Source organism: Bradyrhizobium sp. Leo114 (assembly GCF_055229415.2).
Genome location: NZ_JBUYEN020000046.1, coordinates 35,591 through 54,393, shown reverse-complemented (window position 1 = coordinate 54,393; position 18,803 = coordinate 35,591). Strand labels below are relative to the sequence as shown.

At 63.7% G+C, this 18,803-nt stretch carries 18 protein-coding genes and 1 pseudogene; 14 read left to right on the top strand and 5 right to left on the bottom strand.

Features of this window, described 5'->3' with window-relative positions; all coding sequences use genetic code 11:
- Window positions 1–121: pseudogene (locus ACZIRK_RS36365) on the top strand (ISAs1 family transposase); the annotation flags it as partial.
- 28 nt (window positions 122–149) lie between these two features.
- Here the strand turns inward: ACZIRK_RS36365 and gpt are convergent.
- Window positions 150–671, bottom strand: coding sequence for a xanthine phosphoribosyltransferase (gene gpt / locus ACZIRK_RS36360; RefSeq protein ID WP_208828533.1), 522 nt, complete (start codon window positions 669–671; stop codon window positions 150–152).
- A 30-nt stretch (window positions 672–701) separates the two neighbouring features.
- Window positions 702–1,439, bottom strand: coding sequence for a competence/damage-inducible protein A (locus ACZIRK_RS36355; protein WP_474419165.1), 738 nt, complete (start codon window positions 1,437–1,439; stop codon window positions 702–704).
- A gap of 228 nt (window positions 1,440–1,667) precedes the next feature.
- On the opposite strand from ACZIRK_RS36355, the gene ACZIRK_RS36350 reads away from it, so the two are divergent.
- The 11 genes from ACZIRK_RS36350 (at window position 1,668) to ACZIRK_RS36300 (ending at window position 14,530) form a co-directional block, all read left to right on the top strand.
- A complete protein-coding gene (locus ACZIRK_RS36350) occupies window positions 1,668–3,089 on the top strand; it encodes a circularly permuted type 2 ATP-grasp protein (protein WP_474419164.1) in 1,422 nt (473 codons plus the stop codon).
- A gap of 14 nt (window positions 3,090–3,103) precedes the next feature.
- Window positions 3,104–4,048 carry an alpha-E domain-containing protein gene (locus ACZIRK_RS36345; protein ID WP_474419163.1) on the top strand — a complete coding sequence of 315 codons (945 nt, stop codon included), beginning with the start codon at window positions 3,104–3,106 and terminating at the stop codon, window positions 4,046–4,048.
- Window positions 4,049–4,192: 144 nt separating this feature from the next.
- On the top strand, window positions 4,193–5,032 hold the full coding sequence (locus ACZIRK_RS36340; protein WP_474419162.1) for a transglutaminase family protein: 840 nt from the start codon (window positions 4,193–4,195) through the stop codon (window positions 5,030–5,032).
- Window positions 5,033–5,105: 73 nt separating this feature from the next.
- Window positions 5,106–5,375 carry a hypothetical protein gene (locus ACZIRK_RS36335; RefSeq protein ID WP_474419161.1) on the top strand — a complete coding sequence of 90 codons (270 nt, stop codon included), beginning with the start codon at window positions 5,106–5,108 and terminating at the stop codon, window positions 5,373–5,375.
- Window positions 5,376–5,550: 175 nt separating this feature from the next.
- Entirely contained in the window at window positions 5,551–7,860 is a 2,310-nt protein-coding gene (locus ACZIRK_RS36330) for a TonB-dependent siderophore receptor (protein ID WP_474419160.1), read from the top strand.
- A 4-nt stretch (window positions 7,861–7,864) separates the two neighbouring features.
- Complete coding sequence (locus tag ACZIRK_RS36325; protein WP_474419159.1) at window positions 7,865–9,028, top strand: PepSY-associated TM helix domain-containing protein; 1,164 nt, start codon at window positions 7,865–7,867, stop codon at window positions 9,026–9,028.
- A 114-nt stretch (window positions 9,029–9,142) separates the two neighbouring features.
- Window positions 9,143–10,357 carry an acyl-CoA dehydrogenase family protein gene (locus ACZIRK_RS36320; RefSeq protein ID WP_474419158.1) on the top strand — a complete coding sequence of 405 codons (1,215 nt, stop codon included), beginning with the start codon at window positions 9,143–9,145 and terminating at the stop codon, window positions 10,355–10,357.
- A gap of 73 nt (window positions 10,358–10,430) precedes the next feature.
- A complete protein-coding gene (locus ACZIRK_RS36315; protein ID WP_474419157.1) occupies window positions 10,431–11,279 on the top strand; it encodes an alpha/beta fold hydrolase in 849 nt (282 codons plus the stop codon).
- A 247-nt stretch (window positions 11,280–11,526) separates the two neighbouring features.
- The gene (locus tag ACZIRK_RS36310) at window positions 11,527–12,288 is read left to right on the top strand and encodes a proteasome-type protease (RefSeq protein ID WP_028166309.1); all 762 of its coding nucleotides are present in this window, start codon (window positions 11,527–11,529) and stop codon (window positions 12,286–12,288) included.
- 11 nt (window positions 12,289–12,299) lie between these two features.
- Window positions 12,300–13,058: an SDR family oxidoreductase gene (locus ACZIRK_RS36305; RefSeq protein WP_474419156.1), complete on the top strand. Its 759-nt coding sequence runs from the start codon at window positions 12,300–12,302 to the stop codon at window positions 13,056–13,058.
- A gap of 212 nt (window positions 13,059–13,270) precedes the next feature.
- Window positions 13,271–14,530 (top strand): NupC/NupG family nucleoside CNT transporter, encoded by a 1,260-nt coding sequence (locus ACZIRK_RS36300; protein WP_474419155.1) that lies wholly within the window; start codon window positions 13,271–13,273, stop codon window positions 14,528–14,530.
- Window positions 14,531–14,649: 119 nt separating this feature from the next.
- Here ACZIRK_RS36300 and ACZIRK_RS36295 read toward each other — a convergent pair whose 3' ends face one another.
- Together ACZIRK_RS36295 and ACZIRK_RS36290 are read right to left on the bottom strand one after the other, a co-directional pair.
- Window positions 14,650–15,180, bottom strand: coding sequence for a cupin domain-containing protein (locus ACZIRK_RS36295; RefSeq protein ID WP_474419154.1), 531 nt, complete (start codon window positions 15,178–15,180; stop codon window positions 14,650–14,652).
- Window positions 15,181–15,270: 90 nt separating this feature from the next.
- Window positions 15,271–15,561, bottom strand: a complete 291-nt coding sequence (locus tag ACZIRK_RS36290; RefSeq protein ID WP_474419153.1) for an usg protein — start codon at window positions 15,559–15,561, stop codon at window positions 15,271–15,273.
- A 388-nt stretch (window positions 15,562–15,949) separates the two neighbouring features.
- Here ACZIRK_RS36290 and ACZIRK_RS36285 point away from each other — a divergent pair, with 388 nt between their 5' ends.
- Both ACZIRK_RS36285 and groL read left to right on the top strand, forming a co-directional pair.
- Window positions 15,950–16,264 (top strand): co-chaperone GroES, encoded by a 315-nt coding sequence (locus tag ACZIRK_RS36285; protein WP_474419152.1) that lies wholly within the window; start codon window positions 15,950–15,952, stop codon window positions 16,262–16,264.
- Between the two features lie 43 nt (window positions 16,265–16,307).
- Window positions 16,308–17,948 (top strand): chaperonin GroEL, encoded by a 1,641-nt coding sequence (gene groL, locus ACZIRK_RS36280; RefSeq protein ID WP_028166315.1) that lies wholly within the window; start codon window positions 16,308–16,310, stop codon window positions 17,946–17,948.
- Between the two features lie 88 nt (window positions 17,949–18,036).
- Here groL and ACZIRK_RS36275 read toward each other — a convergent pair whose 3' ends face one another.
- Complete coding sequence (locus tag ACZIRK_RS36275; protein ID WP_474419151.1) at window positions 18,037–18,801, bottom strand: substrate-binding periplasmic protein; 765 nt, start codon at window positions 18,799–18,801, stop codon at window positions 18,037–18,039.
- Window positions 18,802–18,803: the final 2 nt, after the last annotated feature.

Sequence of the window (18,803 nt, the reverse complement as noted above, 5' to 3'; positions counted from 1 at the left end):
GCGCAGGCTCGCGCTCAACATCCTTCGGTCTTGTCCTGGTCCCACCTCCATACGTCGAAAAATCAAGCGCGCCGGCTGGGACGACAGCTTCCTCCTCACCTTGCTCGGCCATATGCGATAGCCCTGCCGCCTGCGGGGAGAGGTAAGGGCTACGCCGCGCCGTCGCGGATCGGAGGTTGGAACGAGAGCGCGGTGTCCCAGGGGAAGAAGATCCAGGTGTCCTGCGACACCTCGGTGATGAAGGTGTCCACCAGCGGCCGGCCCTTCGGCTTGGCATACACCGTGGCGAAATGGGCATCGGGCATCATCTCGCGCACCATCTTGCCGGTCTTGCCGGTGTCCACGAGGTCGTCGACGATCAACAGCCCCTTGCCGGTGCCATTGCCAAGCTTGGCGGTTGCTTCGGAAATGCCTTTCAGGACCTGAAGGTCGCCCTGTTTGTTGTGGTCGTAGCTCGCGATGCAGACGGTGTCGATCACGCGCACGCCGAGCTCGCGCGCCACGATTGCCGCCGGCACCAGGCCGCCGCGGGTGATCGCGATCACCGCCTGGAATGGCCCGACCTCATTGAGCCGCCAGGTCAGCGCCCGGCAGTCCCGGTGGAACTGGTCCCAGGACACCGGGAAGGCCTTGCCTGCCCGTTCCTGTACGCTGAGGTTCGTATCCGCCATCTTTCTCTCCGAGAAGTCCTTCTCGCCGCTTTAACGCGTCACCTGCAGGTTCGCCAGCATCTCCTTCACCGCCCCCATTGCGGCGGCGAGCTTGTCCGGATCGCGGGAGCGGACGACCAGATTGGTGTTGGGACGCTGCTCTTCGTCCATGAACGGATAGCTGCCGATGATGGTGTCGGGATGGGCGATCGCGATCTCCTTTAAGGGTCCGCCGATGTCGCCTTCCCGCGCATTGGCGCGGACCGAATCAGAAAGCATCCGCACGCCCGACTTCAGGCGCGGCGCGACGATGTCCATCATCGCCTGCATGATGGTGGGTATGCCCGCCATCACGACGACATTGCCAAGCTTGAAGCCCGGCGCAAGGATGGTCGCGCTCTGGATCAGTTCGGCACCGTCAGGAATGCGTGCCATGCGTAGCCGCGCCTCGTTCAGGTCCTGGTCGCTCCAGCGCTCGCGGAAGCGCGCCACCACCTCCGGATGGTGATCGATGCCGACTCCGAACGCCTTTGCCACGGCATCGGCGGTGATGTCGTCGTGGGTCGGGCCGATGCCGCCGGTGGTGAAGACATAGCTATAGCGATGGCGCAGCGCATTCAGGGCTGCGACAATGTCATCCTCGTCGTCGGCGACGACGCGCACTTCCTTCAGGTCGATGCCGATATTGGTCAGGTATTCGGCAATGAAGCCGATATTCTTGTCCTTGGTCCGGCCGGACAGGATCTCGTCGCCGATCACCAGAAGGCCCGCCGTGACGATCTCGCTCATGGTCTCTTCCTCACCCTTTTCCGCCCCCCGGGCCCTGCCGAAGCAGCGCCTTGAAGTCGCAGGTTGTTGCTGCCGAAATAAGCAGGTGGCAGCCGGTTTTTCGAGCAGCCCCTTGAGACACCCATACCAAATGTCGCCAGCCAATGCATATCCTGCTGGCCCGCCCCTTGCTACCATCCCGGCAAGTCATGCACTGTGGCGTATGGTTTCGGAGGACGTTCAGGATTTATGGCAGTTGCATTCGATGAGATGAACGGCCAGGGCGGCACCGAAATCCGCCAAGCCTACCAGGAGCTCTCCCGCTGGCTGACGGAGACGCCCCCGGATGCGCTGGAATATCGCCGCCAGGAGGCGGAGCTCCTGTTCCGCCGCATCGGCATCACCTTTGCGGTCTATGGCGACGCCGCAGCCCAGGAGCGGCTGATCCCCTTCGACGTGATCCCCCGCATCCTGTCGGCCAGGGAATGGGCGCTGCTGGAAAAAGGGCTGAAGCAGCGCGTGCTCGCGCTCAACATGTTCCTGCGCGACATCTATCACGGCCGCGACATCCTGCGCGCCAACATCATCCCGGAAGACATGATCTTCCAGAACCCCGTCTTCCGCCCGGAGATGAACGGCCAGGACGTGCCGCACGACGTCTATGTGCATATCGCCGGCATCGATATCATCCGGACCGATCCGGAAAACTTCATCGTATTGGAGGACAACGCGCGCACGCCCTCGGGCGTATCCTACATGCTGGAAAACCGCGAGATCATGATGCGGCTGTTTCCGGACCTGTTCGCCCGCCACCGCGTCGCGCCGGTGGAGCGCTATCCGGACGAGCTGCTGGCCGCGTTGCGCTCCGTCGCGCCGCGCGGTGCCGCGGCCGAGCCGACGGTCGCGCTGATGACGCCCGGCATCTACAATTCCGCCTATTACGAACATTCCTTCCTGGCCGACAAGCTCGGCATCGAGCTGGTCGAAGGGCGCGACCTCATCGTCAAGAACGATGAAGTCTTCATGCGCACGACCGAGGGTCTGAAACGCGTCGACGTGATCTACCGCCGCGTCGACGACGATTTCCTTGATCCCCTGACCTTCCGCCCGGACTCCGCGCTCGGCGTGCCCGGGCTGATGTCGGCCTATGCCGCCGGCAATATCACGCTCGCCAACGCAGTCGGGACCGGGATCGCCGACGACAAGGCGATCTATTCCTACATGCCCGACATCGTGAGATTCTATCTCTCCGAAGAGCCGATCCTGAAGAACGTGCAGACCTGGCGCTGCCGCGAGCCGCAGGATCTCGCCTATGTGCTCGACCATCTCGACGATCTCGTGGTGAAGGAAGTGCACGGCTCCGGCGGCTACGGCATGCTGATCGGACCGGCTGCGACCAAGGCAACGATCGAGGCGTTCCGCGACAAGCTCAAGCGCGAGCCCGAAGGCTTCATCGCGCAGCCGACATTGGCACTGTCGACCTGCCCGACCTGCACCGACAAGGGGCTGGCGCCGCGCCACGTCGATCTGCGCCCGTTTGTGCTGACCGGCAGCGAGCACGTCACCATCGTGCCGGGCGGACTGACGCGGGTGGCGCTGAAGGAAGGCTCGCTTGTGGTCAATTCCAGCCAGGGCGGCGGCACCAAGGACACCTGGATACTGGCCGACTGAAGGTTATTGTTCGCATGCTATCGCGCACCGCCGAAAACCTGTACTGGCTCGCCCGCTACGTCGAGCGCGCGGAATATCTCGCCCGCACCATCGACGCCACCTTGCGCGTCACGGCGCTGCCGGCTGCCTATATCGGCAAGACCAATGAATGGGACTCGGCGCTGCTGACAGCCGGCGTCGGCGAGAGCTTTTACGGCCATTATCAGGAAGCCAACGAGGCCAACGTCGTCGAATATCTGTCGTTCGCACCGGACAATCCCTCCTCGATCAGGAACTGCATCGAGGCGGCCCGGCTCAATGCGCGCTCGGTGCGGACAGCGCTGACCAGCGAGATGTGGGACACCATCAATTCGGCCTGGATCGAATTGCAGGCGGTGTGGTCGAAGGGCACCGGGAGCCGCGAGGACCTGGCCAAGTTCCTGCGCTTCGTGCAGGAGACGTCGCTGCGTTTCGACGGCTCCGCCTATCGGACCATGCTGCGCAACGACGCCTACTGGTTCTCGCGACTGGGCGTGCATCTGGAGCGCGCCGATAACACCGCGCGCATCCTCGACGTCAAATACCACGTGCTGCTGCCCGAGGAGGAGCATATCGGCGGCCCGCTCGACTATTACCAGTGGACCTCGATCCTGCGCTCGGTGTCGGCGCTGACGGCCTATCACTGGGTCTACCGCGAGACGCTCAAGCCCTGGCTGATCGCGGACCTCCTGATCCTCAACGACACGCTGCCGCGGTCGCTCGCAAGCTGCTACGGCAATCTGGTGCGCAACCTCGACCAGATCGGCGTCGCCTATGGCCGCCAGGGCGCCGCCCAGCGCCACGCCCGCGGCATCCGCAACCGGCTTGAGCACAGCCATATGGACGATATCTTCCAGCACGGCGTGCATGAATTCATCCAGGAGTTCATCGCAGACAATTCACGCCTGGGTGAGATCATCACCAAGCAATATCTGATTTGATGGGCTAAGATGCCCGCAACCACACGCCCGTCATGGCCGGGCTTGTCCCGGCCATCCACGTCTTACTATGCCGGCCAAATGACGAGGGCGTGGATGCCCGGGACAAGCCCGGGCATGACGATCCCAACCTGATGTTGGTACGCCATGCGCCTGCGAATTGCCCATACCACGACCTATCGCTACGAGCCCCAGGCTTCCGGCGTGATCCAGATCCTCCGGATGACGCCGACGAGCCATGACGGGCAGTATGTGGCGGACTGGCAGATCGACGTCTCGACCGACTCCAGGCTCGACGCGCATGAGGACGCGTTCGGCAATGTCACGCATGTGCTGACCCACGGCCCGCTCGCCGACCTCACCATCCATTGCGAGGGGCAGATCGAGACCCACGACACCGGCGGCGTGCTGCGCGGCACCGACGAGCGCTTTCCGCCGAGCCTGTTCCTGCGCTCGACCGCGCTGACCGAGGTCAATCCGGCGATGGCGGCCCTCACCCGCGAGTCGCGCTCGGAGGCCGATGGCGACGTGCTCGGTTTCCTGCACGCGCTGATGGTGCAGATCTATGAAGGCATGGCGTTCGACGAGGACCCAACCAACAGCGGCACCACGGCGGCGGAGGCGTTCGCGCTGAAACGCGGCGTGTGCCAGGACTACGCGCACATCTTCATCACCTGCGCGCGCTCCGGCGGCGTGCCGGCCCGCTTCGTCTCCGGCCACTTCTTCCGTTCCGACGGCACGGTCAACCAGGCCGCCGGCCATGCCTGGGCGGAAGCCTATGTGCCCGATCTCGGCTGGATCGGTTTCGATGCCGCTAACGGCATCTGCACCACTGATGCCCACGCCCGCGTCGCCGTCGGCCTCGACTATCTCGGCGCCGCCCCGGTGCGCGGCACCCGTTATGGCGGCGGCACCGAGACGCTCACCGTCGCAGTCAAGGTCGAGCAGGCCGGCCGTCCCAGCCAGTGGCAATCGCAGTCGCAGTGAGACACGCAAGCGGGACCTGATCGATTCGCGCATCACCGAACTGCTCTCGCGCGACCAAGAATTCCCGCAATTCTTGCTGGTCATTCCCGACAAGAATCGTGGACGCAAGCATCGTAATACCTGCGCGCACGGCGCCGCCGTGTTCCATGCGCAACAGCGAGCGCCAATTGAGCGCGGTTGCATCACGGCTCGTCTTCTAGCGCGCGAGCCTGCATTCGAAGGATTCAACAGCGTCGTCGATCAGTTAGCCGACATATTAGAAGTCTTCGAAAAAATTGTTCTGCCGCAAATTTCGAGCGATTCAAAAACGCGACAACTCGACGCGCGCTGCGTTGACACATAACACGCGTACGGCTGCGATCGTCGCGTGAGGTCAGAACATCAACTCCGCCCACGGCGTTCGCCGGATGGGGCACTGACATATGTATTGCAATACGCACGGCGTTGCGCGCCGTACTATCTCTTTTTCACAACTCACGACTTTCAAGTGTACCGCAAGCATACTGGCGTTAGGCGGCTTGCTGATCGCCGGCTCGCCGGCGGGCGCGCAGAGCGCGGGGCAATCGGGCGCATCGGCGCTACCGCCCGTCAACATCGACGCGCCTGCGCAGCGCGCGCAGCGTCCAACCCAAGTCCGGCGCAACACCGCGTCGCGGCGCGATCCTAACCAGCGGCCGAATCAACGAGCCGACCACGCGGGGGCACAACAGCAGCAGGCGACGCCCGCGCTGGTTTCGACGGCCCAGCGCGTCAACGCCGGCACCAACGGCTTCGTCGCAAGCCGCGCCTCCGGCGCCACCAAGACCGACGCGCCGATCCTGTCGACGCCGGGCTCGGTCGCCGTCATCACCCGCAGCGAGATGGATGTGCGCCAGGCGCAGACCATCCGCGATCTCCTGCGCTATGCGCCCGGCGTCTATTTCAGCAACGATACCGACTTCCGCGCCCAGCCGATCAAGGCGCGCGGCTTCGACGTCGAGCAATATCTGGACGGTTTGCGTCTGCAGGGCGGGCCGTTCGGTACGCCGCGCGTCGACCCGTATCTGCTCGAGCGCGCCGAGCTCATCACCGGCCCGGCGTCGATCCTTTACGGCGCAGCTTCGCCCGGCGGCATTCTTAATCTCGTCAGCAAGCGCCCGACCGATAATCCGTTCGGCGAGATCCAGTTGCAGACGGGCACGTTCGACCGCATCCAGGGCGCGTTCGACGTCGGTGGCTCCGTGGACAAGGACAAGACCCTGCTCTACCGCGTCACCGGCATCGGGCTTAGCGCCAACACCCAGGTCGACAATATCGGCGAGGAGAAATACGCGATCGCGCCGGCCTGGACCTGGCGGCCGGACATTGACACCACCATCACCTTCCTCACGAGCTATCGGCAGGACCCGAAGGGCGGCGCCTTTGCGCTGCTGCCGATCCAGGGCACGCTGGTGCCGGGCACCTACGGGCAGATTCCCCGGAATTTCTTCGCCGGCGACTTCAACTATGAGAGCCTGAAATACAAGCAGGCGACCGTCGGCTACGAATTCGAGCACCGTTTCGACGACATCTTCACGGTGCGCCAGAACGTGCGCTATCTGCACAACGAGCTCAATTATATCGAGGTGCAGCCCGGTGCGTTCACGACAACGGGCGCCGGCCCCACCCTTCGCCTGGCCGACGGCCGCACCATCACGCGAAGCTATTTCTCGACCAACGAAAACCTCAACACCTTCGCGGCCGACAACCAGCTTCAGGCCAAGTTCAACATGGGCCCGCTGCAGCACACCGTGCTCGGCGGCTTCGACTATCAGCGCTTCGACTTCAACAACCTGGCGCGCTTCGCGCCCACCAACACGCTCAACATCCTGGCGCCGAACTACACCCAGAACATCGCGGTCCCGACCACGGTGTTCCAGAACCTGGATCAGCACCTGGAGCAGCGCGGGGTCTATGTGCAGGATGAGGCGAAGCTCGGGAAGCTGACCGTGCTCGGCGGCATCCGCTACGACTGGGCCGAAGGCAATACGCTCAATCTCGGCACGCGCGTCCTCAACAATGATGAGAAGTCGAGCGGCCGTATCGGCGCGATCTACAATTTTGACGTCGGGATTGCTCCTTACGTCAGCTATTCGACCTCGTTCCAGCCAACCACCGTGGGCTCGCTGCTCAACGGTCAGCCCTACAAGCCGACCATCGGCGAGCAGATCGAGGCCGGCGTCAAGTATCAGCCGGTGGGCTACAACCTGATATTCACCGCCGCGGTCTACGACCTGAAGCAGCAGAACGTGGTGAGCGCCATTGCCGGTCCCGGCATCCCGCCCAACTCGACCGCCCAGGTCGGCGAGGTGACCTCGCGCGGCTTCGAGGGATCGGTGGTCGGAAGTCCCCTGCCCGGCCTGAGCCTGCGCGGGCAATACTCCTACCTCGACAACCGGATCACCGCGCCACTGGACGTCAATTACGGCAAGGTGCTCGCCAACACGCCGATGCACACGGCCTCGCTCTGGGCCAACTACGTCGTGCAGGATGGTCCGGCGGTCGGCTTCGGCTTCGGCGGCGGTGTCCGCTACATGAGCGAGATGTACACGACCAACGCCAACAATCTCACGGTGCCGACTATCGTCGCAAACAGCCCCGCGCTGGCCAACATCATTCCCGCCAGCACGACCTTTGACGCGGCCCTGTCCTATGATTTCGGGATGCGGTTCAAGGAGTGGAAGGGATTGAGCGCGGCGGTGAACATCAATAACGTGTTCGACAACAGCTACGTCTCGGCCTGCACGGCCGGCGGCTGTCGCTGGGCGGTCGGCCGCACGGTGTTGGCAACAATGACCTACCGATGGTGACGGGATGACCGCGCAGTCCGTGAAATGGTGGTCGCTGGTCCATAAATGGACCAGCCTCATCTGCACGCTGTTTATGCTGATGCTGTGCATCACCGGGCTGCCGCTGATCTTTCACGACGAGATCGACGATCTTTTCGAGCCGGAAATGGTCGCGCGAGAGCTTCCACCCAACACCCCGGAGGCCTCGCTGATCAGGTTGATTGACGCGGCAAAGGCGCGCCATCCGGAACGCTACGTCCAAATCCTGAACTGGGATGACGACCACGCCAACGTCGTCAACGTCTTCATGTCGGAGACGCCGGTGCCGCCACCTGGACAGCGCTTCTTGAAGCTGTCCTTCGATTCGCGGACCGCCGAGATTCTCGGAGAAGACGCGCAGCAAGGCGGCCTGATGCGGACCATCCGCATCTTCCACCGCGATATGCTGATGGGATTGCCGGGCGAGTTGTTCCTCGGCGTCATGGGCTTGTTGTTCGTGACCGCCGTCGTCTCCGGCCTCATGCTCTACGCGCCATTCATGCGCCGGCTCGATTTCGGCGCGGTGCGACGCGCCCGCGCGCGGCGGATCAAATGGCTCGACCTGCACAATCTGATCGGCGCGGTGACGCTGGTGTGGGCGTTCGCCGTTGGCCTCACCGGCGTCATCAACACCATATCGCTGCCGCTGTTCAACGCCTGGCGCGCCCAGGTGATGCCGGAATTGATCGCGCCGCATCTCGGCAAGCCGCCGCTGCTCAAATTCGCCTCCATCGATGACGTCGTTGTCACGGCGCGCCAGGCGCTCGGCGACCACACGCCCGTCAGCCTCGTGCTGCCAACCGAAGCGCGATTCGGCACGCCGCGCCACTTCATCGTCTGGACCAAGGGGACGACGCCGATCACCTCGCGCCTGTTCACGCCGGTGCTCATCGATGCCGAGACCGCGCAACTCGTCACCGCAAAGGGATTGCCGTGGTACCTGCGGACGCTGCAGGTGTCGCGCCCGCTGCATTTCGGCGATTACGGCGGCCTGCCGCTCAAGATCATCTGGGCGCTGCTCGATCTCGCAACCATCGTCGTGCTCGCGAGCGGCATCTATCTCTGGCTCAGCAAACGCAAGCCCGCCCGCGCCGTCTCGGCGGTCTCGCCCCGGCCGGCTGTCGCGGCGACATCCGGGCTTCCCTCGTGAAACGGCGGCATCACGTTACAACCGTAATCGAGAGCGATCTCGCTGAAACCATGCCGTAGCGCCGCATCTCCATTCTCTCGTGCGACACCTTTGCCGCAAGAGAGATCGAGACAGATGCTCCATCAAGACCAATTTCGTGACCTTCGCACCCTGACGGCGCCGGACAGCAACAAAACGGTGCTCGCCGGCATCCGGAAATTGGCTCCCGAGATCACCGCTCGCGCCGCCGAGATCGAAGCCGCACGCTGCGTCCCGCCCGACCTGATCGATCGGCTGAAATCGATCGGTATCTTCAGGATGTTCGTGCCGAGAAGCTATGGCGGATTGGAACTTGCCTTGCCGGAAGGGTTGGAGGTCATCAGGGCTCTGGCCCGGCTTGACGGTTCGATCGGATGGACCGCGATGGTGGCTACCGGGGGCAGCCTTTTCGCGACCTGGGCAGTACGTGAAACCTACGAGCGCATCTATCGGAATGGACCTGACGTACCCATCTGCGGATCCGCGCAGCCGGGCGGAAAAGCGGAGCCGACGGCGGGCGGCTTCCGGGTGAGCGGCCGATGGCCATTCGCGAGCGGCTGCAAGCATGCCGATTGGATGGCGGGGTTCTGCATCATCACCGACGACGACGGCAAACCGCTCCCCGGTCCGCAAGGGCAGCCGGTGGTTCGCGGCTTTGCATTGCCGGCGCAAAACTGGGAAATCGAAGATACCTGGCATGCGGCCGGTCTCAGGGGAACCGGCAGCCATCACATTGTACTGCGCGATGCACTGGTTCCCGAGGCCAACTTCTTCGATGTCGCAAACGGCACGCCCTGCGTACCGGGCCCGCTCTATCCGGCGGTGCCGCAATTGGTGCCGATGTTTCACGGTGCGAACTCCGTCGGCATTGCCGAAGGCGCCGTCGACGAATTGGTGGCGCTGGCCCATACGGGACGGCAGCAGTTCCGGGCAACCACGCCGATGCGCGACTCCGAGATATTCCAGCTCGAACTTGGCCGCATTTCCGCTGACGTCAATGCAGCGCGGGCCGTTTGCGAGACGCAGATCGCAAGCCTTTGGCACCACGCCTTGGCTGGAACGCTGAACGACGAAAGCCTCGTCGTCGAGAGCACGCAGGCCGCGACCTGGATCGCCGCCACCTGCGTCCGGATCGTCGACGCGTGTTTCGCGCTTGCCGGGAGCAGCGCAGTCTATGAGACCTCGCCGCTGCAGCGGCGCTTGCGCGATATGCACGTCGCCGCCCAGCACGCCGCTGTGCAGCAACGACAGTATGTCGCGGTCGGCAAACTGCTCCTGGCACGCTCGGCGCAGGATGCCGGACAGACATGATGGTGATAGGCTACGCCAAACACATATCTGTCATCACCATCTGGCTGCAGGGCATCAGGAGCGCGCATCGATCATGAATCTGAATCGACGTCACTTCATCGTCGCCGCTTTCGCCAGCCTGGCGGCGCTTAACCGCGCCGCCGCTGCCGAGCGGTGGAAAAGCCTGCCTGCGACTCCGCCGCCGGTTGCGGGGCGCAGCGCGCGAGCGCAGGTGAACGGCATCAGCCTCTATTACGTCGAACTCGGCGAAGGAAGCCCCGTGGTCTTTCTCCATGGCGGGCTTTCCAACTCCGATTATTTCAGTCTGCAGGTGCCGGAGGTCGCGCGCCGGCATCGCGTCATCCTCGTCGACAGCCGCGGCCATGGCCGCAGCACGCGCAACGCGCAGCCGTTCGGATATGACCTGATGACGGATGATATCGTCGCGCTGCTCGATCATCTGCAGATTCCGCGCGCCGCGATCGTCGGCTGGAGCGACGGCGCCATCATCGGATTGGACATGGCGATGCGCCATCCCGATCGGGTCAGTCGGGTGTTTGCGTTCGGCGCCAACACCCAGACGTCAGGCCTGAAGCCTGACGTCGACAAGGACCCGACCTTTGCGCAGTTCATCGCGCGCGCAAAGACCGAGTATGAGCGCCTCTCGCCGACGCCTGGGGAATTCGACCAGTTCCTGCACCAGATCGAGAAGATGTGGGAGACCCAGCCGAACTGGACCGACGATCAGTTGCGCGCGATCCGCGCTCCCGTGCTGATCGCGGACGGCCAATACGACGAGGGCATCAAGCGCGAGCACACCGAATACATGGCCGCGACCATTCCGGGCGCCGGCCTGCTCATCCTTCCCAATGTCAGCCACTTCGCGTTCCTGCAGGACCCCGTGCTGTTCAACGCGGCGCTGCTCGATTTTCTGGAAGGCTAGCGGCCGGTTGCTTCACCTCTCCCGCTTGCGGGAGAGGTCGACGCGCGAAGCGCGGCGGGTGAGGGTTCTCTCCCCACGGAAAGTCCCATCGTGGAGACACCCTCACCCCGGCCCTCTCCCGCAAGCGGGAGAGGAGCGCAGCCTCCATCGCGGAGGCAATGCCGTTCCCTGGGGAATTGGGGTTGGATCACATCCCGAAATTGGCTACTAGTTTGGCGCCGAGACGTTCGGACTTTCGGGGACGGAAATGACCTATTGCTGCGGAATCCTGGTGCGCGACGGCCTCGTCATGATCGCCGACACCCGCACCAATGCCGGTCTCGACAATGTCTCGACCTTTCGCAAATTGCACATCTTCGCCCAGCCCGGCGAGCGGATCATGGCGGTCGCGAGCGCCGGCAATCTCGCCATCAGCCAGTCGGTGCTGTCGACGCTGACGGAGGGTATGGAAGATCCTGAAACCGGCGAGGTCGAGACGCTCCTGAACGCGCCGACCATGTTCCAGGCCGCGCAGCGCATCGGCCGCGCCATCCGCGCAGTGCACGCAACCGAAGGCGAGGCGCTGAGGTCGGAAGACGTCTCTTTCGACGTCTCGTTCCTGTTCGGCGGCCAGATCAAGGGCTCGCGGATGCGGCTGTTCATGATCTACACCGCCGGCAACTTCATCGAATGCACCACCGATACGCCGTATTTGCAGATCGGCGAGCACAAATACGGCAAGCCGGTGCTCGACCGCGCCATGCATTACGACGTCGAGCTCTATGAGGCGCTGAAGACCGGATTGATCTCGATGGATTCGACGATGCGCTCCAACCTCGGCGTCGGCCTGCCGATCGACGTGCTTGTGGTACGCAACGATGCCTGCGAGGCCGACCTCAATCATCGGATCGAGGCGGGCGAACCCTATTTCCACGATCTCCGCTCGCGCTGGTCGGCGGCGCTCCGCGCGGCGCATCAGAACATCCCGAGACCGCCGTACAAGACCGAAACCGAATCCAAGAAACAATAAGGAAGGAAACGATGGCCGAAGCAGGAAAGAGAATAGCCGTGGTCACAGGCGCCGGCACCGGCGTCGGACGCGCCGCATCGCTGGCGCTGATCAATGCCGGCTTCACCGTGGTGCTCGTCGGCCGGCGGCTGGACATGCTGCAGGAGACGCAGAAGCTCGGCGGCGATGCCAGTAAGAGCCTGTGTGTGCAGGCCGACATGACCGATCCCGACTCGATCGCGGCCCTGTTCGCCAAGGTGACAGACAGCTATGGCCGGCTCGACCTGCTCTTCAACAATGCCGGCATGGGCGCGCCGCCGGTGAATTTCGAGGATTTGCCGCTGGCGCAGTGGCAGGCGGTGGTGAACACCAACCTCTCCGGCCCGTTCCTGTGCACCCAGCACGCCTTCCGCATCATGAAGGACCAGACCCCGCGCGGCGGGCGCATCATCAACAACGGCTCGATCTCGGCGCACGCGCCGCGGCCGTTCTCCGCCGCCTACACCGCGACCAAGCATGCGATCACCGGCCTGACCAAGGCGTCCAACCTCGACGGCCGCATGTACGACATCGCGGTCGGCCAGATCGACATCGGCAATGCCGCGACACCAATGACCGACCGGATGGTCGACGGCGTGCTGCAGCCCGACGGCCGCAAGATGCCGGAGCCGCGGATGGACGCGAAGGCCGTCGGCGATGCGGTGGCCTATATGGCGAACCTGCCGCTCGACGCCAACGTGCTGTTCATGACGGTGATGGCCAGCAAGATGCCGTTTGTGGGACGGGGTTAGACACCCCACTCACCGTCGTTGCGAGCGAAGCGAAGCAATCCATCTCTCCGCCTGCGGATACAGTGGATTGCTTCGTCGCTTTGCTCCTCGCAATGAGGTGGCGGAAGCAGCGTCCACAGAAACCACATCCACAAGACGAAGTTCACCGCACCTGAACGGAGCGGCATTGCACTTGCAGATCGTGCTGCCATAATCGTTCGGGAGATCTGTGAATGTTACAACTGCAATCGGCGTTCGGCGTGGTGGCGCTGCTTTTGATCGCCTGGGCTTTCAGCGAGAAGCGCGGCGCGGTGTCGATCCGGCAGGCGATCGTCGGCCTCATCGTGACGCTGGTCACTGCGCTGGTGCTGATCAAGGTGCCGCTGGTGGCATCGGCTTTCGGCGCCATCAACGAGGCCGTCGGCGTCATCGCCGCCGCCTCGCGTGCCGGCACCTCCTTCGTGTTCGGCTATGTCGGCGGCGCGCCGCTGCCGTTCGACCTCAAGGCGCCGGGCGCTGATTTCATCCTCGCCTTCCAGGCGCTGCCGATCGTGCTGGTCATGAGCGTGCTGACCACGCTGCTGTTCTATTGGCGCGTGCTGCCGCCGATCGTGCGCGGCATGGCCTGGCTGCTCGAACGGACGCTCGGCGTCGGCGGCGCGGTCGGGCTCTCCACCGCCGCCAACATCTTCCTCGGCATGGTGGAAGCGCCGCTGTTCATCCGGCCCTATCTAGCGCAGCTCACCCGCGCCGAACTGTTCCTGGTGATGACGGGCGGCATGGCCGGGATCGCCGGCACCGTGCTGGTGCTCTACGCCACCCTACTGGCGCCGCTGATCCCCGATGCGGCGGCGCATTTCGTCATTGCCTCGGTGCTAGGGGCGCCGGCGGCGATCCTGGTGAGCCTGATCATGGTGCCGGAGACATCAGGCGGGCGCACCGGCGGCGCGCTCGACGATCGCAGCGATCCCGAGATGCACGCGTCCTCGACGATGGATGCCATCGTCAAGGGCACCGCGGCCGGGCTTGAACTGTTGCTCAACATCGTCGCGATGCTGCTCGTGCTGGTGGCGCTGGTCTATCTCGTCAACGCGATGCTCGGGATCCTGCCGGACATCGGCGGCGCCAAGATTTCTCTGCAGCGTCTGCTCGGCTATATCATGGCCCCGGTGTGCTGGCTGATGGGCCTGCCGTGGTCGCAAGCCATCACTGCGGGCAGCCTGATGGGGACCAAGACCGTGCTGAACGAATTGATCGCCTATGTCGATCTGTCGAAGCTTCCCACCGACGCGCTGGATGCGCGCTCGCGCCTGATCATGCTCTATGCGATGTGCGGCTTCGCCAATTTCGCCAGCCTCGGCATCATGATCGGCGGCCTCAACACGATGGCGCCGACGCGGCGCGAGGAGATCAATTCGCTCGGGCTGAAGTCGATCGTGTCGGGCACGCTGACAACCTGCCTGATGGGCGCGGTCGTGGGGCTGTTGACGTAGCCGCTCCGTCATTCCGGGGCGATGCGAAGCATCGAACCCGGAATCCATCGGGCCGCGGGCACAAGCGGAGGAATGGATTCCGGGTTCGCGCTACGCGCGCCCCGGAATGACAGCGAGTATTACGTCGTCAACTCCACCGTCTTGAACTCAGCCGGCAGGATGATCTCGAGCAGTTCGACGTCTTCAGAATAATCGAGGATCATGTGCCTGATCTTCGGCGGCTGGGTCCAGGCGCTGCCTTGCTGCATCAACGTCTCGCCCTGCCCTTCCATGTAGGTTTTCACCCAGCCCTTGAGCACATAGACCATCTGGAACTGGACGTCGTGATAATGCAGCTTTGACACCTCTTCCGGATTGCACGGCCCGACCAGCCGGATCACATGCGCCTGCGCAAGCCCGTGCGTGGCGTCGGCAAAGCCGAGATCGCGATATTGCGCATAAGCGCGCAGCCCGTCGGCCTTGAAGTCTTCTTCGCGATGATGGCTCACCGCAATGCGTTGCTTCGGCTGCGCCTTATGTGCCGCCTTGGATACGCGGCCCTTGGACTTGATCGCCTTGCGGGCGGTGGATTTGGCGGCGGTCTTGTGGCCCGTCCATTTCTTCCGGACCGCCGTCTTGGCCGCGGGTCTTGATGTCACCTTCTTAGCCATGGCCTGCCTCCCTGTTGCAGGCGTCCGCGACGCGGACGCGTCCAGGGAACGTTACCACCGTTCCGCCCGGCAGCAATTGGTCTTGGCGTCTCAGTGCAAGCGGAAGACGCCGTCGACGGCACGCAGCTCCGCCGGCTTGATCAGCTTGGAATGCGCAACGGTCACCGAGTGCAGCGGCCCCTCGAGCTGCTCCTGCCAGAAGGTGAGGAAATCCTGCAGCGCAGGGAATTTCGGGAAGAGGTCGTAATTCTGCCAGACGTAGGTCTGCAGCAGTGAAGGATGGTCCGGCATTCGGTAGAGGATCTGTGCCGTCGTCAGCCCATAACCCAGCATCTGCTTCCGGAAATCGTCGGAAGCAACCCCACCAACCCGCGAGACCATATGCCAACCTCCATTTTTTCGAAGGAGCGCATTCACGGGATGGCCTGCTAGCCGAGCCACCCCCGCGGAGATGCGCTCACATGAGGGAATTGTGACGCATAGGGCCAACTCATCACAAGCCTAAATGTTTAGGTGGCTGTTGAAAAATCGTGCATTAGCAGCAACTTAGCGCATCTGCTAATGCAGGTCTCGCCGCCGCTCGCTGCCCAGGTTAATGATGATAAACGATACTGGCAGGCGGCGATTTCGAGTGCCAATTTTTCTGCTACAAACCCTTGCTCCCACACAAAGTCTGGCCTATCTCCATCGCGGCTGGTTTGGCACTCGCCAAGACAGACTGCTAACGCTCCAGAATTCTACAGCATCCAGAATAGCTTAGGAGGACTGCATGAGTTTCCGTCCGCTTCACGACCGCGTCGTGGTCAAGCGCATCGACGCCGAAGAGAAGACCGCTGGCGGCATCATCATTCCAGACACTGCCAAGGAAAAGCCCTCCCAGGGCGAAGTCGTCGCCGTCGGCCCGGGTGGCCGCGACGAGGCCGGCAAGCTGATCCCGATCGACCTCAAGGTTGGCGATCGCGTGCTGTTCGGCAAGTGGTCCGGCACCGAAGTCAAGATCGACGGCCAGGAGCTGTTGATCATGAAGGAAGGCGACATCATGGGCGTACTCGACGTCCCCGCTTCCAAGAAGAAGGCGGCCTAAGGCCCTCCCTCCCCAGGATAAATCCCTCAAGGAAAAAACTCACATGGCAGCTAAAGAAGTCAAATTCTCCGTCGAGGCGCGCGACAAGATGCTGCGCGGCGTCGACATCCTCGCCAATGCGGTGAAGGTCACCCTCGGTCCGAAGGGCCGCAACGTCGTGCTCGACAAGTCGTTCGGCGCTCCCCGCATCACCAAGGACGGCGTCACCGTCGCCAAGGAGATCGAGCTCGACGACAAGTTCGAGAACATGGGCGCGCAGATGGTGCGCGAAGTCGCCTCCAAGTCCGCTGACGCGGCCGGCGACGGCACCACCACCGCCACCGTGCTCGCCCAGGCGATCGTGAAGGAAGGCGCCAAGTCGGTCGCCGCCGGCATGAACCCGATGGACCTGAAGCGCGGCATCGACCTCGCGGTCGAGGCTGTGGTTGCGGACCTGCAGAAGAACTCCAAGAAGGTCACCTCCAACGACGAGATCGCCCAGGTCGGCACCATCTCCGCCAACGGCGACGCCGAGATCGGCAAGTTCCTCTCCGACGCCATGAAGAAGGTCGGCAATGAGGGCGTGATCACGGTCGAGGAAGCCAAGTCGCTGGAGACCGAGCTCGACGTCGTCGAGGGCATGCAGTTCGACCGTGGCTACATCTCGCCCTACTTCGTCACCAACGCCGACAAGATGCGCGTTGAGATGGACGACGCCTACATCCTCATCAACGAGAAGAAGCTCTCCTCGCTGAACGAGCTGCTGCCGCTGCTCGAGGCCGTGGTGCAGACCGGCAAGCCGCTGGTCATCGTCGCCGAAGACGTCGAAGGCGAAGCCCTCGCCACCCTGGTCGTCAACCGCCTCCGTGGCGGCCTGAAGGTCGCAGCCGTCAAGGCTCCGGGCTTCGGCGATCGCCGCAAGGCCATGCTGCAGGATATCGCGATCCTGACCGGCGGCCAGGCGATCTCGGAAGATCTCGGCATCAAGCTCGAGAACGTCACGCTGCAGATGCTCGGTCGCGCCAAGAAGGTGATGATCGACAAGGAGAACACCACGATCGTCAACGGCGCCGGCAAGAAGGCCGACATCGAGGCGCGCGTGGCGCAGATCAAGGCGCAGATCGAGGAGACCACCTCGGACTACGACCGTGAGAAGCTGCAGGAGCGTCTGGCCAAGCTCGCGGGCGGCGTCGCGGTGATCCGCGTCGGCGGCGCGACCGAGATCGAGGTGAAGGAGCGCAAGGATCGCGTTGATGACGCGATGCACGCGACCCGCGCGGCTGTGGAAGAAGGCATCGTTCCGGGCGGCGGCGTCGCCCTGCTCCGTGCTTCCGAGCAGCTCAAGGGCATCCGCACCAAGAACGACGACCAGAAGACCGGCGTCGAGATCGTGCGCAAGGCGCTGTCGGCGCCGGCCCGCCAGATCGCGATCAACGCTGGTGAAGACGGTTCGGTCATCGTCGGCAAGATCCTCGAGAACAAGACCTACGCTTACGGCTTCGACTCGCAGACCGGCGAATATGCCGATCTGGTCAAGAAGGGCATCATCGACCCGACCAAGGTCGTGCGCGCCGCGATCCAGAACGCAGCCTCCGTGGCGGCACTCTTGATCACCACCGAGGCGATGGTCGCCGAGCTGCCCAAGAAGGGCGGCGCCGGCCCCGCAATGCCTCCGGGCGGCGGCATGGGCGGCATGGACTTCTAAGCAGTCCTCGCGTCCAGTCCACGAAATGCAAAACCCCGGCAGCAATGCCGGGGTTTTTGTTTGGCGGGATATCTCTCCACGCGTGGACTCATTTCGGCGGCTGCAGCTCGACGTCGTAGCGCTCGTAGATTCGCGCGAGCGTGCCGTCGGCCAGCAAGGCCTCCAGCGCAGCGTCGATGCCTTGTCGCAGCTTCTCGTCCGGACTGAGCATCCCGACAGCGACATTCCAGTTCAGGTCCGGCTCGTCCTCGAAGGCCGGGATGCGACGGACGCGTGCGTCGGGATGGGTCTGGTTGAACCAGCCGATGGTGGCGGGCGTGACCGCCGCGGCATCGATCTCGCCTTTGGCGAGGGCCTCCATGATGTCATCCTCGAACGCGAATGGCGACGTCTTGACCCCTCGCTTGCCGAGCATCATGGACACGATCGAGCCGACCTGCACGCCGACCCGCTGCTCCGATCCCAACTCCGCCAGTGACGCCGCGGTAGAGTTCGGTCCCACCGCCAGCACGACGCCGCTGCGCTGATAGGGCCGCGACATGCGTAAGCCCACCTCGGCCAGCACCGCGCGGTCGGCGATCGCATCGAGGATGACGTCGCAATCGGCGCGGCGGTACTGGAAGCTGTTGATCACCCAGTGCTGCTCCAGCGAGACCTCGAGCCGTTTCGCCAGCTCCCTGGCGATTTCGACCTGGAATCCCGGAACGTCGCCCTGCCTGCTGGCAAACGGCAGCGCGTTGGGATGCGCACAGAGCGTGAGCGCACCGCGCTGCCGGATCGCGTCAAGCGGGCGCGCCGCGGCGTCGGCGGCGCCGCACAAGGCCAGCAGGCTCGCGAGAACGACCAATCGCATTG

Bases quoted from the DNA above. Each gene is read 5' to 3' on its own strand.
- ACZIRK_RS36325 (WP_474419159.1), top strand. From the start codon at position 7,865: ATGACCGCGCAGTCCGTGAAATGGTGGTCGCTGGTCCATAAATGGACC.
- ACZIRK_RS36290 (WP_474419153.1), bottom strand. From the start codon at position 15,561: ATGGTCTCGCGGGTTGGTGGGGTTGCTTCCGACGATTTCCGGAAGCAG.
- ACZIRK_RS36340 (WP_474419162.1), top strand. From the start codon at position 4,193: ATGCGCCTGCGAATTGCCCATACCACGACCTATCGCTACGAGCCCCAG.
- ACZIRK_RS36305 (WP_474419156.1), top strand. From the start codon at position 12,300: ATGGCCGAAGCAGGAAAGAGAATAGCCGTGGTCACAGGCGCCGGCACC.
- ACZIRK_RS36275 (WP_474419151.1), bottom strand. From the start codon at position 18,801: ATGCGATTGGTCGTTCTCGCGAGCCTGCTGGCCTTGTGCGGCGCCGCC.
- ACZIRK_RS36315 (WP_474419157.1), top strand. From the start codon at position 10,431: ATGAATCTGAATCGACGTCACTTCATCGTCGCCGCTTTCGCCAGCCTG.
- groL (WP_028166315.1), top strand. From the start codon at position 16,308: ATGGCAGCTAAAGAAGTCAAATTCTCCGTCGAGGCGCGCGACAAGATG.
- ACZIRK_RS36355 (WP_474419165.1), bottom strand. From the start codon at position 1,439: ATGAGCGAGATCGTCACGGCGGGCCTTCTGGTGATCGGCGACGAGATC.
- ACZIRK_RS36300 (WP_474419155.1), top strand. From the start codon at position 13,271: ATGTTACAACTGCAATCGGCGTTCGGCGTGGTGGCGCTGCTTTTGATC.
- ACZIRK_RS36310 (WP_028166309.1), top strand. From the start codon at position 11,527: ATGACCTATTGCTGCGGAATCCTGGTGCGCGACGGCCTCGTCATGATC.
- gpt (WP_208828533.1), bottom strand. From the start codon at position 671: ATGGCGGATACGAACCTCAGCGTACAGGAACGGGCAGGCAAGGCCTTC.
- ACZIRK_RS36285 (WP_474419152.1), top strand. From the start codon at position 15,950: ATGAGTTTCCGTCCGCTTCACGACCGCGTCGTGGTCAAGCGCATCGAC.
- ACZIRK_RS36345 (WP_474419163.1), top strand. From the start codon at position 3,104: ATGCTATCGCGCACCGCCGAAAACCTGTACTGGCTCGCCCGCTACGTC.
- ACZIRK_RS36350 (WP_474419164.1), top strand. From the start codon at position 1,668: ATGGCAGTTGCATTCGATGAGATGAACGGCCAGGGCGGCACCGAAATC.
- ACZIRK_RS36295 (WP_474419154.1), bottom strand. From the start codon at position 15,180: ATGGCTAAGAAGGTGACATCAAGACCCGCGGCCAAGACGGCGGTCCGG.
- ACZIRK_RS36320 (WP_474419158.1), top strand. From the start codon at position 9,143: ATGCTCCATCAAGACCAATTTCGTGACCTTCGCACCCTGACGGCGCCG.